The 14,354-nt window shown below is 68.6% G+C and carries 13 protein-coding genes; 9 read left to right on the forward strand and 4 right to left on the reverse strand.

Going from position 1 to position 14,354, the window contains the following annotated elements; genetic code table 11:
• Nucleotides 1–8 precede the first annotated feature (8 nt).
• Nucleotides 9–923 carry an MBL fold metallo-hydrolase gene (locus tag ACNO8X_RS13465; RefSeq protein WP_418005691.1) on the reverse strand — a complete coding sequence of 305 codons (915 nt, stop codon included), beginning with the start codon at nt 921–923 and terminating at the stop codon, nt 9–11.
• Nucleotides 924–1,126: 203 nt separating this feature from the next.
• Here ACNO8X_RS13465 and ACNO8X_RS13470 point away from each other — a divergent pair, with 203 nt between their 5' ends.
• From ACNO8X_RS13470 to ACNO8X_RS13480, 3 genes are read left to right on the forward strand one after another with little or no spacing between them, the layout of a single operon-like run.
• Nucleotides 1,127–1,675 (forward strand): sigma-70 family RNA polymerase sigma factor, encoded by a 549-nt coding sequence (locus ACNO8X_RS13470; RefSeq protein ID WP_418005692.1) that lies wholly within the window; start codon nt 1,127–1,129, stop codon nt 1,673–1,675.
• 39 nt (nt 1,676–1,714) lie between these two features.
• A complete protein-coding gene (locus tag ACNO8X_RS13475; RefSeq protein ID WP_418005693.1) occupies nt 1,715–3,481 on the forward strand; it encodes a flavin-containing monooxygenase in 1,767 nt (588 codons plus the stop codon).
• Entirely contained in the window at nt 3,478–4,938 is a 1,461-nt protein-coding gene (locus tag ACNO8X_RS13480) for an aldehyde dehydrogenase (protein ID WP_418005694.1), read from the forward strand. Before ACNO8X_RS13475 ends, ACNO8X_RS13480 begins: the two co-directional genes overlap by 4 nt.
• A gap of 67 nt (nt 4,939–5,005) precedes the next feature.
• Here ACNO8X_RS13480 and ACNO8X_RS13485 read toward each other — a convergent pair whose 3' ends face one another.
• Nucleotides 5,006–6,145, reverse strand: a complete 1,140-nt coding sequence (locus ACNO8X_RS13485; protein WP_418005695.1) for an NDMA-dependent alcohol dehydrogenase — start codon at nt 6,143–6,145, stop codon at nt 5,006–5,008.
• Between the two features lie 108 nt (nt 6,146–6,253).
• Here ACNO8X_RS13485 and ACNO8X_RS13490 point away from each other — a divergent pair, with 108 nt between their 5' ends.
• The 6 genes from ACNO8X_RS13490 (at nt 6,254) to ACNO8X_RS13515 (ending at nt 12,195) form a co-directional block, all read left to right on the forward strand.
• Nucleotides 6,254–7,087, forward strand: a complete 834-nt coding sequence (locus tag ACNO8X_RS13490) for a GNAT family N-acyltransferase (protein WP_043395367.1) — start codon at nt 6,254–6,256, stop codon at nt 7,085–7,087.
• Entirely contained in the window at nt 7,084–7,938 is an 855-nt protein-coding gene (locus ACNO8X_RS13495) for a lysophospholipid acyltransferase family protein (RefSeq protein WP_418005696.1), read from the forward strand. Before ACNO8X_RS13490 ends, ACNO8X_RS13495 begins: the two co-directional genes overlap by 4 nt.
• 33 nt (nt 7,939–7,971) lie before the next feature.
• Nucleotides 7,972–9,159: a cysteine desulfurase family protein gene (locus ACNO8X_RS13500; protein WP_418005697.1), complete on the forward strand. Its 1,188-nt coding sequence runs from the start codon at nt 7,972–7,974 to the stop codon at nt 9,157–9,159.
• A gap of 2 nt (nt 9,160–9,161) precedes the next feature.
• A complete protein-coding gene (gene mnmA, locus ACNO8X_RS13505; protein ID WP_418005698.1) occupies nt 9,162–10,229 on the forward strand; it encodes a tRNA 2-thiouridine(34) synthase MnmA in 1,068 nt (355 codons plus the stop codon).
• A 150-nt stretch (nt 10,230–10,379) separates the two neighbouring features.
• The gene (locus tag ACNO8X_RS13510; RefSeq protein WP_418005699.1) at nt 10,380–11,390 is read left to right on the forward strand and encodes a methionine synthase; all 1,011 of its coding nucleotides are present in this window, start codon (nt 10,380–10,382) and stop codon (nt 11,388–11,390) included.
• A 115-nt stretch (nt 11,391–11,505) separates the two neighbouring features.
• The gene (locus tag ACNO8X_RS13515; protein WP_418005700.1) at nt 11,506–12,195 is read left to right on the forward strand and encodes a hypothetical protein; all 690 of its coding nucleotides are present in this window, start codon (nt 11,506–11,508) and stop codon (nt 12,193–12,195) included.
• On the opposite strand, the gene ACNO8X_RS13520 is transcribed toward ACNO8X_RS13515, so the two are convergent.
• Together ACNO8X_RS13520 and ACNO8X_RS13525 are read right to left on the reverse strand one after the other, a co-directional pair.
• Nucleotides 12,192–13,811: a 4-coumarate--CoA ligase family protein gene (locus tag ACNO8X_RS13520; protein WP_418005701.1), complete on the reverse strand. Its 1,620-nt coding sequence runs from the start codon at nt 13,809–13,811 to the stop codon at nt 12,192–12,194. The genes ACNO8X_RS13515 and ACNO8X_RS13520 overlap by 4 nt on opposite strands.
• Nucleotides 13,812–13,929: 118 nt before the next feature.
• Entirely contained in the window at nt 13,930–14,343 is a 414-nt protein-coding gene (locus tag ACNO8X_RS13525; RefSeq protein WP_043395247.1) for a F420-dependent biliverdin reductase, read from the reverse strand.
• Nucleotides 14,344–14,354 lie beyond the last annotated feature (11 nt).

Consider the following 14,354-nt stretch of genomic DNA (forward strand, 5'->3'; position numbering starts at 1 on the left):
TGCTGGGGTCAGTAGTCCCAGACTGCGGGCACGCACCGGAAGGTGTCGCCGACGGCGGCCACATGGCACACCGAAGGGAACGGCAAGTGCGTCGCAACCAATGCCTCGCCGGTCGCCGCGACCTCCCGCAGCAGGCGGACACGGACGCGGGCCGCCTCTTCGGGGTCGTGCTCGAAACCGTTCTGCCACTCGGGATTATCGAAGCCGGGGGCGAACACGGCATCGCCTGCGAAGGTGAGCTTTTCGCCGCGCGACTCCAGGCGAACCACGCTGTGCCCTGGGGTGTGACCGCCGGTGCGGGAGATGAGCACGCCTGGCGCGACTTCGTAGTCCGTCTCGAATGTCCGCAGTTGACCGCTGTACTGATCCAGGAACTGCGTGGCGCACCGGCGCAGCACGTCCGGGATGGGCCCGGGCATGACGGTGTGGGAGAAGTCAGGCGCCGCCCAGAACTCGGCCTCGGCGGTGGCGGCATGCACGCGCAGGTCCGGCCGGAACCGCTCCTTCACCCCTTCGGTGATCAGCCCGCCGACGTGGTCCATGTGCATGTGGGTCAGCACGACATCGGTCACCGACGCGAGGTCGACACCGGCGGCCTCCAGGCGCTGGATGGTCTGCCCGGCCCGCGGGAAGTCCGGAAATTCCAGCCCCAGCCCGGCGTCGACCAGGATCGTGCGGTCCCCGCTACGGACGACCACGATGTTCAGCGGCCAGTCGACGATCTCGGGTGGCAGGAAGTTGTCGTCCAACCATTCCGTCAGTTCGGCCGGCGGGACATTGGTGCCCAGCGTCGACGCCGTGATCGGCAGGACGCCGTCACTGATCACCAGTACGTCGATGTCGCCGACGGGTAGCGCGTAGCGCGACGGAACCAACTCACCGAGCCCTGCCTGCCCGAGGTGGGAAATGTTGTCCAAGCTCACGTTGTCTCCTTTGGCTGGTTCGGCAGGGAGTTGACCCTGCGCGGTGTTGAACGCGAGCCGGCCCGCGAAGTCATCCATCCCGCCGCGACCACGGATCCGAGTTGTCGACTACGGACTTTCAAAGGTCCCCTGCGGCCGCCGTGCGACGAGTCTGAATTCAGCGGTGCGACATCACCGTCACCGGTTGCAAAGGGGATTCGATCGTGACGGCAGCAGCGGTGCCGGACCCTGAACTCGCGGCCCGGTTCGTCGTCGAGGCGGTCCCGCTGCTCGACGCGCTCGGCCGCGGCGCCCGCCGACTGACGCACTCTGAAGCCGACGCCGAAGATTTGTTGCAGGACACCCTGTTACATGCCTACGAGGGCTTCGGATCGTTTCGGCCGGGCACCAATCTCAACGCGTGGCTCTTCCGGATTCTGCACAACCGGTGGGTAAGCCGACACCGGTACCGGCAGAGTCGACCCGCCGAAGTGTCACTCGAGGTGGTCGCCGCGGTTGGCCATGAACCATCGGCCGCCCGTCGTTCCGCGGAGGTGGAGGTGCTCGACGTCATGCCCGACGCTGACGTCGTGGCCGCGCTGGCCGAGTTGCCCGACGGTGCCCGGACGGCCGTGTTCTACGTCGGGGTCCAGGGCCATACCTACGCCGAGACTGCCGTGCTCATGGGCGTGCCGATGGGCACGGTGGTGTCGCGGGTGTCGCGCGGCCGGCAGCAGCTGCGCGTGGCGCTGGCGCACCGGGACAGCGCATGAACCCTTGCCAGAAACTGAAACGTGTTCCAATATGCATCGATGACGCATGGCGGCAGCAGCGCGACGTTCGACCCAGAGGCATTGCGCCGGCGGTACGCGGAGGAACGCGCGCGGCGGCTGCGGACCGACGGCATCGGCCAATACGTGGAGATCACCGGCCGATTCGCCACCTTCGGTGAAGACCCTTGGGCTGAGCCGGGTTTCACCCGCAAGCCGATGACCGACAAGGTCGACGTAGCGATCATCGGGGCCGGTTTCGGCGGGCTGCTCACCGGCGCCCGGCTGCGGGAATTGGGCGTGGCCGATATCCGGCTCATCGACAAGGCGTCCGACGTGGGCGGCACCTGGTATTGGAACCGGTATCCCGGGATCGCCTGTGACGTCGAGTCGTACGTGTACATGCCGCTGCTCGAAGAGCTGGGCTACGTGCCGACCGAGAAGTACGCCAAGGGTGCCGAGATTTTCGCGCACTGCCAGGCCATCGCCGAGCACTACGACCTGTACCGGAACGCCTGCCTGCAGACCGAGGTGCAGGAAATCCGTTGGGACCCGGCCGATTCGCGCTGGGTGATCGCCACCAACCACGGCGACGCCATCCGGGCCCGGTTCGTCTCGATGGCCAACGGCTATCTGCAGAAGCCGAAGCTGCCGGGTATCGAGGGCATCACCGAGTTCCAAGGTCATGCGTTCCACACCAGCCGCTGGGACTACGAGTACACCGGCGCACGCCTGGAGAACCTGGCCGACAAGCGGGTCGGGATCATCGGGACCGGTGCGACGTCCATCCAGTGCGTGCCGCGCCTGGCGCCGGCGGTCGGAGAGTTGTTCGTGTTCCAGCGCACGCCGTCGACGGTCGACGTGCGGGCGAACGCGCCCACCGACCCGGCCTGGGCGGCAGCGCTCGAACCCGGTTGGCAGCAGCGCCGCATCGAGAATTTTCAGATCCTCACCGCGGGTGGGCAGGCCGATGAGGACCTGGTGGCTGATGCCTGGACGGGCCTGGCCAAAGCCATGCCGATCGCGAAGGAAGGCACCGACCCGCGGGCCTCGACAGCGGAGCTGGCCGATTTCGCGAAGATGGAACAGATCCGCGCGCGCATCGACGCGCTGGTGACCGACCCGGCCACTGCCGAGGGGCTCAAGCCCTGGTACGGCTACTACTGCAAGCGGCCCTGCTTCCACGACGAGTACCTGCAGGCGTTCAACCGGGACAACGTCACCCTGGTCGATACCCGGGGCCGCGGTGTCGAGCAGATCAGCGCTGCCGGGGTCGTGGTGGACGGCACCGAGTTCCCTTTGGACTGCCTGATTTTCGCCACCGGCTTCGAGGTCGGCACCGACTACACCCGGCGCACCGGCTTCGAGGTGATCGGCCGCGACGGAAAGACGTTGACCGACAAGTGGTCCGATGGGGTCCGCACCCTGCATGGTTTGCACGTCAACGGATTTCCCAACTGTTTCATCGCCAGCATCGCGCAGTCCGGATTCACGGTGAACTTCCCGTATCTGATCGACACCCAGTCCAGGCACACCGCGTGGGTGATCGCGTGGGCGCTCAAGAACGACATCGCGGAACTGGAAGCGAGCGAAGCGGCCGAGGAGGCTTGGGTCCGGAATGTGGTGGCACGGTCGGTGGTGATCGCCGGCCGCCGCGAAGCTTGCACACCCGGCTACTACAACCGCGAAGGGCAGCCCAGCGATCGGCTGAACCAGGACAGCTTCTTCTTCGGCAGCCCCACCGAGTACGCCGACATTCTCGCGGCCTGGCGTGACGCGGAAACCCTTGAGGGACTGACGATCACGTGATCACCGCCCTGCTGATCGACGGGCAGCTCGTGGCGGGCGGCGCCGGCGAGTTCGCGACGATCAACCCGGCCACCGAGGAGGCGCTGGGGCATGCCGCCGACGCCGACGGCGACGACATGGACCGCGCCATCGCCGCGGCCCGCACCGCATTCGATGACACCGACTGGTCCCGGGACACCGCGCTGCGGGTGCATTGCCTGCGGCAGTTGCACGATGCGCTCACCGACGAGATCGAGCACCTGCGGACCATCACCGTCGCCGAGGTGGGCGCCCCGGTCGCGCCGACCTACGGCGGTCACCTGCAGGCACCGGTCGACGGTCTGGGTTATGTGGCCGACCTCGCCGAGAACTACCAATGGACAACCGATCTCGGGGAGGCCGCGCCGTTCGGCAAACCGACCCGGCGCACCGTGGTCCGCGAGCCCTGCGGCGTCGTCGGTGCGGTGACGCCCTGGAATTTCCCGCACCAGATCAACTTCGCCAAACTCGGCCCGGCGCTGGCCGCCGGCAACACCGTCGTGCTCAAGGCAGCCCCGGACACTCCGTGGTGCGCGGCTGAAGTGGGCCGGATCATCAACGAACGCACGGACTTTCCCGCGGGTGTCGTGAACGTCGTCACCTCCAGCGAGCACCGGATCGGCGCGCAACTGACCGAGGATCCACGTGTGGATCTGGTGTCGTTCACCGGATCGACGGCCACCGGCCGGGCCGTCATGGTGGCCGCGTCGCACACCATCAAGAAGGTGTTCCTGGAACTCGGCGGCAAGTCGGCCTACCTCGTGCTCGACGACGCCGACCTACCTGCTGCCTGTGCCGCCGCGGCCGCCGGCGTCGCGATGCATGCCGGCCAGGGCTGCGCCTTCACCACCCGACTGCTGGTGCCGCGCGCGCGGTACGACGAGGCCGTCGCCGCGGCGGCAACGGCCATGTCCGGCATCGGTTTCGGGGATCCGACCGACCCGGCCACGGTGTGCGGTCCGCTGATCTCGGCGCGCCAGCGCGACCGGGTCGAGGGCTACCTGCGGTTGGCGCTCGAGGAGGGCGGCCGGTTCGCCTGCGGCGGCGGCCGCCCCGCGGACCGGACCCGCGGCTTCTACATCGAGCCGACCGTCATCGCCGGCCTCACCAACGACGCCCGGGTGGCCCGCGAAGAGATCTTCGGCCCGGTGCTCACCGTGATCGCCCACGACGGTGACGCCGACGCCGTGCGCATCGCCAACGACTCGCCGTACGGCCTGTCCGGCGCGGTCGTCGGCACCGATCAGGACCGGGTCGACTGGGTGGCCTCGCGGTTGCGCACCGGGACCATCAACGTCAACGGCGGTGTCTGGTACTCGCCGGACGCACCGTTCGGCGGCTACAAGCAGTCCGGCATCGGCCGGGAGATGGGCCTGGCCGGATTCGAGGAGTACCTGGAGACCAAGCTGGTCGCCAAGGGCATTGCGGGAAACCGTTGACCCTGTACCTACGGCTCGTTTGTGCGAGTAACCACCGCCCTGGTTACAGGATCAACGCAGTCCTGGGCTAGGTGAAATCCAGCACGGCCCGAATCACCCGGCCGCCGAGCAGATCGTCGAACGCAGAGTTGATTTCGTCGAGCCGGTAGCGGCGGGTGATCATCTCGTCGAGCTTGAGCCGGCCATCTTGATACAGCTGTGCCAGCGCCGGCACTTCGGTGGTCGGGTTGCACGAGCCGAAAAGCGTGCCGCACAGGTTCTTGTTCATCAGGATCAGGTCCTGCAGGTCGAGCTGCACGGCCCCGGCAGACGGCGCGGCCATCCCCGTCAGCACGCAGGTGCCGCCCTTCCGGGTCAGGGACAAGGCGTCGGCGACGTCGCCGTCACCGATCATCGACGGTGACACGACCACGGCGTCGGCCATCACGCCGCGGGTCAGCTCCCGAACGAGGTCAACAGCTTCGGCGACCGTCGCCGCGGTGTGGGTCGCGCCGAAGGACAGCGCGGAATCCCGCTTGAACGCCACCGGATCGACCGCGACAACCTGCGATGCGCCACCGAGGTGCGCACCCTGGACTGCGGCGGTGCCGATGCCTCCGGCGCCGATGACCACGACCGTGTCGCCGGCGCGTACCCCGGCGCGGCGCACCGCAGACCCGTAGCCGGTGGGCACCGCGCAGGACAGCAGCGCGCTGGGCACCAGGGGCAACGACGGGTCGATCTTCACCAGCGAATCTGCCGCCACCACAGTGTGTTCGGCGAACGCGCCGATCTTCGAGGTGTGCCGCAGCTCCTCGCCGGAGAGGCTGTGGTGGCGGAAGGTGCCATCGGTCGGCATTCCCGGGATGAGGGTGCCGGCGCCCACGTCGCACAGATACTCCATACCGCTTGTGCACCAACGACATTTCCCGCACACCGCCAGAAACGACGTCACCACGTGGTCGCCGGGGGAGAACCGGGTGACGCCCGGACCCACCTCGAGCACCACCGCCGAACCTTCGTGACCACCGATCGTGGGCGGCATGCTCGGCACCGCAGCACCTTTGGGCGCGGCCAGCTGCCCCGATCGGATGTGATCGTCGGAGTGGCACAGTCCGGCGGCCGCCATCTGCAGCAAAACCTCACCGGCGCGTGGCGGGTCGAGCTCGAATTCCTCCACCGACCAGTCCCCGCCGACCTCACGGACAATCGCGGCGCGGCTCCTCATCGCGGCATCATGCGCCGAATGTAACGGACCGTGATGTTTCGCAACCGGTCATCAACGCGTTACGTGCTTGATGCCGCCGCGCCGAACGGCTCCGTCACCGTGCACAACATGAGCACTAGTTCTGTACTCATCGCCCCTGACGACACCACTGCATCGACCGACACTCCGCGGTACACACTGCTGTTGTCGGCCGACTCCGAACACATCGAGGCCGCGCAACGGCTTCGTCACCACGTGTTCACCTCGGAGCCGGGTTACACCCTCACCGACGACAGCCCCGGTTTCGAAAGCGGCCGGGACGCCGACCGATTCGACGAATTCTGCGACCACCTGCTGGTCCGCGAGGACCACACCGGCGAGTACGTCGGCTGCTACCGCATGCTCCCTCCGCCCGGCGCCATCGCCGCGGGCGGGCTGTATACCGCAACCGAATTCGATGTCAGCGCGTTGGACAGCATCCGCCCGTCGATGGTGGAGATGGGCCGCGCCGTGGTGCGCGCCGATCACCGCAACGGCGCCGTCGTGCTGCTCATGTGGGGCGGCATCCTGGCCTACCTGGACCACAGCGGCTACGACTACGTCACCGGCTGTGTGTCGGTGCCCATCCAGGGCAGCCCCGACGAGGCCCCGGCCACCCAGATTCGCGGTGTGCGCGACTTCGTCAACAAGCGGCACGCCTCGGAGTACAAGGTGCGCCCGTACCGCCCGGTGATCATCGACGGCAAGCTGCTCGACGACATCGAGCCGCCGGCCCGCGTGACCGTGCCGCCGCTGATGCGCGGTTACCTGCGCCTGGGCGCCAAGGTGTGCGGCGACCCGGCCTACGACCCCGACTTCGGGGTCGGTGACTTCCCGGCCCTGCTGGACAAGCGGGAGGCCGACGTCCGGTACCTGACGCGGCTGCGTTCGGCCGCCGCCGCAACCGACAAGGCCGGACAGTGACTGCGCCCGCGACGGTGCAGGAGCACCCCTGGCTGCCCAAGGCGTCCTGCGACGCCAGCTGCATCCGGGTGGACGCCGCACACGTCAGCCGTCCGGTCGTCGTCGCGCTGCGCACCGCCGCGCGGTTGGTCATGACGTTGTTGTTGCTGCCCACCCTGCCGCTACTGGCGGTGCCGCTGCCCGGCCGGTCACGCATCCAGCGGATGTACTGCCGGCTGGTGCTGCGCGGCCTGGGCGTCCGGATCACTGTCTCCGGCGGGCCGATCCGCAACCTGAGCGGCGTCCTGGTGGTCGCCGGGCATGTCTCGTGGGTCGACATCTTCGTGATCGGCGCGGTCATGCCCGGGTCGTTCGTGGCGCGTGCCGATCTGATCGAGTGGCCGGCGTTGGGCTTCCTGGCTCGGTTGATGAAGGTCATCCCGATCGACCGCAACAGTCTGCGCCGTCTCCCCGATGTGGTCCGCACCGTTGCGGACCGGCTCACCGCAGGTCAGACCGTCGTCGCCTTCCCCGAGGGCACCACGTGGTGCGGTCTGGGCCACGGCACGTTCGCCCCGGCGATGTTCCAGGCCGCGGTCGACGCCGGTCGCCCCGTACAGCCGCTGCAGCTGACGTACCGGCACCGCGACGGCGCGCAGTCGACCGTTCCGGCGTTCATCGGTGACGACTCGCTGCTGACGTCGATCAAACGCGTCATCACCGCCAAGCTCACGGTGTGCCACATCCAGGTGCAGTCGCTGCAGCTGCCCGGCGCCGACCGCCGCGATCTGGCCGGCCGTTGCCAAGCTGCGGTGCACCAGGTGGGCCCGCTGCCCGTCGCTGCTGTTCACGGGCACGCGCTGGCCGCCTGACCGGTTTGGCCTGGCCGGTATCCTGGACAGGCCATGAGCCCCGCATACCTGGACCACGCCGCCACGACCCCGATGCAGCCCGCTGCCATCGAGGCGATGACGGCGGTCCTGGCGGCCGGTGGTAATGCGTCCTCGTTGCACACGTCCGGCCGGGCGGCCCGGCGCCGGATGGAGGAGGCCCGCGAGTCCCTGGCCCAGCAGTTGGGTGCCCGGCCCTCCGAGGTGATCTTCACCGCCGGCGGCACCGAGAGTGACAACCTGGCCGTCAAGGGCATCTTCTGGGCGCGCCGGGACAGTTGCCCGGGACGCCGCCGGATCGTGACGTCGCCGATCGAGCACCACGCGGTGCTCGACGCCGTCGAGTGGCTGGTCGAGCACGAAGGCGCGGAGGTGACCTGGTTGCCCGTGGACAGCACGGGCAGCACGTCGGCCGAGGCATTGCGCGAGATTCTCGAAACCCACGACGACGTCGCGCTCGTCAGTGTCATGTGGGCCAACAACGAGGTCGGCACCATCCAGCCGATCGCTGAATTGGCCGCTGTGGCAGCTGAATTCGACGTACCCATGCACAGCGATGCGATCCAGGCGATCGGTGCGGTGCCGGTCGATTTCGCCGCGAGCGGGCTGTCCGCGTTGAGCGTGGCGGCACACAAGTTCGGCGGCCCCACCGGGGTGGGTGCGCTGCTGCTGCGCCGCGATGTCGCATGCGTGCCGTTGCTGCACGGCGGTGGGCAGGAACGTGACGTGCGTTCGGGCACACCGGATGTCGCGGGCGTGGTGGCCATGGCCGCCGCGGCGCGCGTCGCGGTCGAGGGCCTGGACGCGCACCGGACCCGGATCGGCGCCTTGCGTGACCGCCTGGTCGACGGCGTGCTGTCCGGCATCGAGGATGTGGTGCTCAATGGCGGCACCGGCGATGACCGCCTTGCGGGCAACGCGCACTTCACTTTTCGTGGCTGCGAAGGCGATGCCCTGCTGATGCTGCTGGATGCCAAGGGCATCGAATGCTCGACGGGTTCGGCCTGCACGGCCGGCGTCGCGCAGCCGTCACACGTCTTGATCGCGATGGGCGCCGCTCCGGCCAGTGCCCGCGGATCACTCCGATTTTCGTTGGGGCACACCAGTTCTGATGCCGACATCGACGCCGTGCTGGCTGTGCTGCCGGCTGCGGTCGAACGGGCTCGTCAGGCTGCATTGGCCAGTGCCGGGTTGGGAAGGTAGTCATGCGGGTTCTGGTAGCGATGAGTGGGGGAGTGGACTCCTCGGTGGCCGCGGCGCGCATGGTCGACGCCGGCCATGACGTCGTGGGCGTACACCTGGCACTGTCCACCGCGCCCGGCACCCTGCGCACCGGGTCGCGCGGGTGCTGCTCCAAGGAAGACGCCGGGGACGCCCGCCGGGTCGCGGACATCCTGGAAATCCCGTTCTACGTCTGGGATTTCGCGGACCGATTCAAGGAAGACGTCATCGACGACTTCGTCGAGTCGTACGCCCGCGGCGAGACGCCGAACCCCTGCGTGCGCTGCAACGAGAAGATCAAGTTCTCGGCGCTGTCGGCCCGCGCATTGGCGCTCGGTTTCGACGCCGTCGCAACCGGGCACTACGCGCGACTGGAGGACGGTCGGCTCCGTCGTGCCGTCGACGCGGACAAGGACCAGTCGTACGTCCTCGGTGTCCTGACCGCCGAGCAGCTCAGCCACGCGCTGTTCCCGATCGGCGACACCCCCAAGCCGCAGATCCGGCAGGAAGCCGCCGAGCGTGGGCTGGCAGTGGCCGAGAAGCCGGACAGCCACGACATCTGCTTCATCCCGTCCGGCGACACCCGCGCCTTCCTGGGCGCCCGCATCGGCATCCGGCCCGGCGCCGTCGTCGATGCCGGCGGCACGAAACTCGCGGAGCACGACGGCGTGCATGGGTTCACCATCGGGCAGCGCAAGGGCCTCGGCATCGCCGGCCCGGGGCCGGACGGCCTGCCGCGCTACGTCACCGGCATCGATGCGGAGACCGGAACCGTGCACGTCGGCGGCGTGGAAGATCTCGAGATTCACTCGTTGACCGGCGAGCGTCCGGTGTTCACCTCGGGTGTGGAGCCGGTCGGGCCTATCGAATGCCTGATCCAGGTGCGGGCGCACGGTGGGTTGGCCGACGCGGTCGCCGAGTTCGCCGACGGGGTGCTCGATGTGCAGCTGCGGACGCCACTGCGTGGTGTCGCCCCAGGCCAGACCATGGTGCTGTACCGTCGCGACCCTGACGGTGACGAGGTCATCGGCAGCGCCACCATCGCGCGCTGAACCCAATCAAGAGCAACCAAACGGTTGCGCTGCCGGCTGTTCGGCTCGCCGAAGCCAGCGAGTACCTGATCGCTCTGTCGAAGCGCTGGGACCGCGCACTCGACCGCCTGCGCAGCTACGTGGAAGAGCCCATCGAATAGTGTTGGCCGCGTGACTATTTTCGCCCAGGCAACCGGTATCGGCTCGTGGCCGGGAACGGTCGCCCGGGAAGCGGCTGCCGTTGTGGTCGGTGAGCTGCCCGCCCTGCCGCACCTGGTGGAGCTTCCCGCCCGCGGTGTGGGAGCCGACATCATCGGACGGGCAGCTGCGCTGCTGGTCGATATCGGCATGGACACCGTTTCGCGCGGGTATCGCATCGCCCCCGGCCGCAGCTCCGTCGTGCGCCGCGCAACGGGTCTGCTCGACGAGGATGTCGATGCGCTGGAAGAGGCGTGGGAGAAGGCCGGGCTGCGCGGGACCGGACGGACCATCAAGGTGCAGGTTCCTGGTCCGTTGACGCTGGCCGCCGAACTCGAATTGTCCGGGGGACACCGGGCCATCTCCGATCCGGGCGCGCTGCGCGACCTGACCGGTTCACTCGCCGAGGGCGTTGCGCACCATCGCGCCGAGGTTGCCCGGCGCTGCGACGCCGAGGTGGTGGTGCAGTTCGACGAACCATCACTGCCCGCCGCCCTGGCCGGGCGGCTGGCGGGAGTGACCCGGATGTCGCCGGTGGCGCCGGTCGACGCGCTGTTGGCCGCGAGCCTGCTCGATCAGTGCATCGCGACCGTCGGGGGACCGGCGAGTATTCACGTATGTGCCACCGACGTGCCGTGGAAAACCTTGGCGCGCACTGCCTTCAGCGCGATCTCGGTGGATGCGTCCAAGCTGACCGCGGCTGATCTCGACGGCATCGGCGAGTGGGTCGAGGCGGGCCGGACCATTGTGCTGGGTGTGCTGCCGGGCGTCGCCCCGGAACATCCGGTCCCGGTCGAGCAGGTCGCCGCCGCAGCCGCGAGTGTCACCGATCGACTCGGCTTTCCGCGCGCGGTCCTACGCGAGCGCGTCGGATTGACACCCGCCTGCGGTCTGGCCGGCGCGACGCAGACGTGGGCGCGCAGCGCACTGACGCTGTTGCGCAAGGCCGCCGATGGGATCGCGCAGGACCCGGATTCCGCTTGAGCTTGACCTGCCCGGCGAACCGCGGAAATCGTCAACCCGGGCGTGGTGACGTGCCATGATGAGGATCCGGAGTGCGCAGGGGGTTGCCACTCAGCCGGAGTGATCGGGGGCGGACGTGCGCCGTGACGATGCGCTGCCGAGGGTTGCCACCTTTTCGATCGCTGCCTTTCTGATGCTGGCCGGCCCTTCGCTGCCGATCGCCGCCGCCGACCCCGGCGGATCGCATGGCAACGGTGGGAACAGCAACTCAGGCAAGTCAGGTTCCGGCCAGAGCAGCGCGGCGCGCGGCAACTCCGGCACTGGCGGCGGGTCCGCCGGGAACGGCAACTCTGGCCCCAAATCGTCGGCCTCGGGCCAGACCAACACCGGAAATTCGTCGAAATCGAACGGCAATGGCAATGGAAACGGCGGCTGGAACAACTTCGCACCGGGTGCCCAGGCCAACAGCGGTTCTGACGGCCCTGTCGCGGTGGTGCCCACGCCGGTCAACCCGCCGGTGCCCGTCGTCGTAGCCGAACAGCACACCGGCACAGCGCCGGCGGGCCGGTCCTGGTGGTCAGCGCCGAACGTGGCGCCGCCCGTCGTCGAGGTACCCGCGCCGGCGGCGCCGAGCGAGGAGGGCGCCGCGGATCTGCTGTCTGTCGACCACACCGGTATCCCGGTGTGGGCCGCCGCCGAGCCGGTCGGGGTGCGCGGCGACCTGTTCGGGCTGGCCGGGTTGGTGCTGATGCCGCTCATCGGACTCGCGGTCGGGTATCGGCAGGCCAAGGCCGCGCGCGATGTCGGCCTGCCGATCCGTCCCTAAATCTCGCGGATGGCGCGCAGTTCGCGGCGCAGAATCTTGCCGGCCGCGGACTTCGGGATCGCATCGATGAACGCGACCTGACGGACCTTCTTGTACGGCGCGACCTGGCCGGCGACGAAATCCATGATCTCGTCGCCCGACAACGTGGCCTCCGGCTGCAGCACCACGAATGCCTTGGGCACTTCCTCGCCCGAATCCGGATCGCGGACCCCGACGACCGCCGCATCGGCGATACCGGGGTGCGTGAGCAGCACCGCCTCGAGCTCGGCCGGCGGCACTTGGTAGCCCTTGTACTTGATGAGTTCCTTGAGCCGGTCGACGATGTAGATGCAGCCGCTGGCGTCGACCCGAGCCAGGTCGCCGGTGTGCAGGAATCCGTCGGCGTCGATGGTCTCGCGGGTGGCGGCATCGTTGTTGAGGTAGCCGGCCATGACATTGGGGCCGCGGAAGCACAGTTCGCCGACCTCGCTCAGGCCGTGCTCGGGCTGGCCGATCTCGGCGCCCGTATCGGGGTCGACGATCTTGCTGACGGCTCCCGGCACCGTCCAGCCGCACGAGCTCAATGGCGCGACGGCACCGACGAGTTCGCGGCCACCGTCGAACGGCATGCAGTGGCTCACCGGGCTCAGTTCGCTCATGCCGTAGCCCTGCACGATGGGGCAGCCGAGCCGGTCTGCGACCGCCATCCCGAGGTCGTCATCGAGCGGCGCGGCGCCCGACATCAGCCCCTTCAGCGAATCGAGCCGGTAGGAGTCGACCATCGGGTGCTTCGCCAGCGCCACCGCGACCGGCGGCGCGATGAACGCGAATGTGCACTTGTGGTCCTGGATGGTCCCGAGGAACTGGGCGAGGTCGAAGCTGGGCATGATGACCAGCCGGGCCCGCGCGTGCAGGACCGAGTTGAGCAGCACCGTCATGCCGTAGATGTGGAAGAACGGCAGCACCGCCAGCACCCGGTCGTCCTGGCCCATGGCCTGGATCGGGCGAATCTGCGCCACGTTGGCCGCCAGATTCGTGTGGGTGAGCATGACGCCCTTGGGATTTCCCGTGGTGCCCGAGCTGTACGGCAGCGCCGCCAGATGGGTGGCGGGGTCGAAGCTGACCTGCGGTGCGGGCAGTGCGGCGTCGAGCAGTTCGGCGGCATTCGGATGGCTGTCGGCCGAGCTGCCGGGACCGTCGAGGATGACGATACGGTCGGTGGCCAGCCCGACGGACTCGGCTGCCTGCAGCGCCTGCGGGGCCAGCGCGGTAACGGTGATCAGCACGGCGGCACGGGAGTCGGTCAGCTGCTTGGCGATGTCCTTGGCGGTAAACAACGCATTGATCGTGGTGGCCGTGGCACCGGAGCGCAGAATGCCGTGGAAGGCGACCGCGAACGCGGCGCTGTTGGGTGCCAGCAGGCCCACCACGTCGCCGACGCCCAGGCCTCGGGCGGTCAGCGCACCGGCGAACGCCTCGATCCGGGTGGTCAGCTCGCGGTAGGTGAACTCAGCGCCGGTCGCGACCTCGGTGATGGCGATGCGATCGGCATCCGACTCGGCCAGATCGCCGAAGATGTACTCGTAGACGGCCGTCGTCGGGATCTGGACCTCGGGGAAAGGGCTGGCGATAGTCATGGCGCCTTAGATCGAACCATGCCGGGGTGACGTGCGTCATGCCGGTTGGTTGCCGCTGCGAGGCCGGGTTGTCAGGCCCCGTTACACCTTGTCGGCGAAGCGCAACGCCCCGGTGGGACTACGCCTCGCCGCGGTCCAGCAGTTCGCTGGAGCCGAGGACGCGTTCCACCCGGACCTCGATCACCACGCGCCGGGGATTCACCCGCGGGGTGCGGTAGCGCTGGGCGTAGCGCAGTTCGGCATCGCGGACATCGTCGGTGTCATGGCTGACCGTCGACTTGCCTTCGAGGGACAACCACCGGGCGCCGTCGACCTGGCTCAGCACCGCGACGCCACGCTGGGCCGCGTTGAGCGCCTTCTGGGAACCGCCGGTGGTGATGACGCGCGCAATATGGGTCTTCGGGTCGAAGGTGAAACCGACAGCCACCACGTGCGGGGAATTGTCCGACCGCAGGGTGGTCAGCATCGCCAGATGACGCTCGGTGAGGAATGCCAGCGCGTCACTGGTGAGCCGTGTCGTTGCCTTGGCCATCACGGTCAAAA

The sequence above is a fragment of the Mycobacterium sp. PDNC021 genome (assembly GCF_048282635.1).
Classification (GTDB): Bacteria; Actinomycetota; Actinomycetes; order Mycobacteriales; family Mycobacteriaceae; genus Mycobacterium; species Mycobacterium llatzerense.

Bases quoted from the DNA above. Each gene is read 5' to 3' on its own strand.
- ACNO8X_RS13475 (WP_418005693.1), top strand. From the start codon at position 1,715: ATGACGCATGGCGGCAGCAGCGCGACGTTCGACCCAGAGGCATTGCGC.
- ACNO8X_RS13485 (WP_418005695.1), bottom strand. From the start codon at position 6,145: ATGAGGAGCCGCGCCGCGATTGTCCGTGAGGTCGGCGGGGACTGGTCG.
- ACNO8X_RS13490 (WP_043395367.1), top strand. From the start codon at position 6,254: ATGAGCACTAGTTCTGTACTCATCGCCCCTGACGACACCACTGCATCG.
- ACNO8X_RS13500 (WP_418005697.1), top strand. From the start codon at position 7,972: ATGAGCCCCGCATACCTGGACCACGCCGCCACGACCCCGATGCAGCCC.
- mnmA (WP_418005698.1), top strand. From the start codon at position 9,162: ATGCGGGTTCTGGTAGCGATGAGTGGGGGAGTGGACTCCTCGGTGGCC.
- ACNO8X_RS13520 (WP_418005701.1), bottom strand. From the start codon at position 13,811: ATGACTATCGCCAGCCCTTTCCCCGAGGTCCAGATCCCGACGACGGCC.
- ACNO8X_RS13525 (WP_043395247.1), bottom strand. From the start codon at position 14,343: ATGGCCAAGGCAACGACACGGCTCACCAGTGACGCGCTGGCATTCCTC.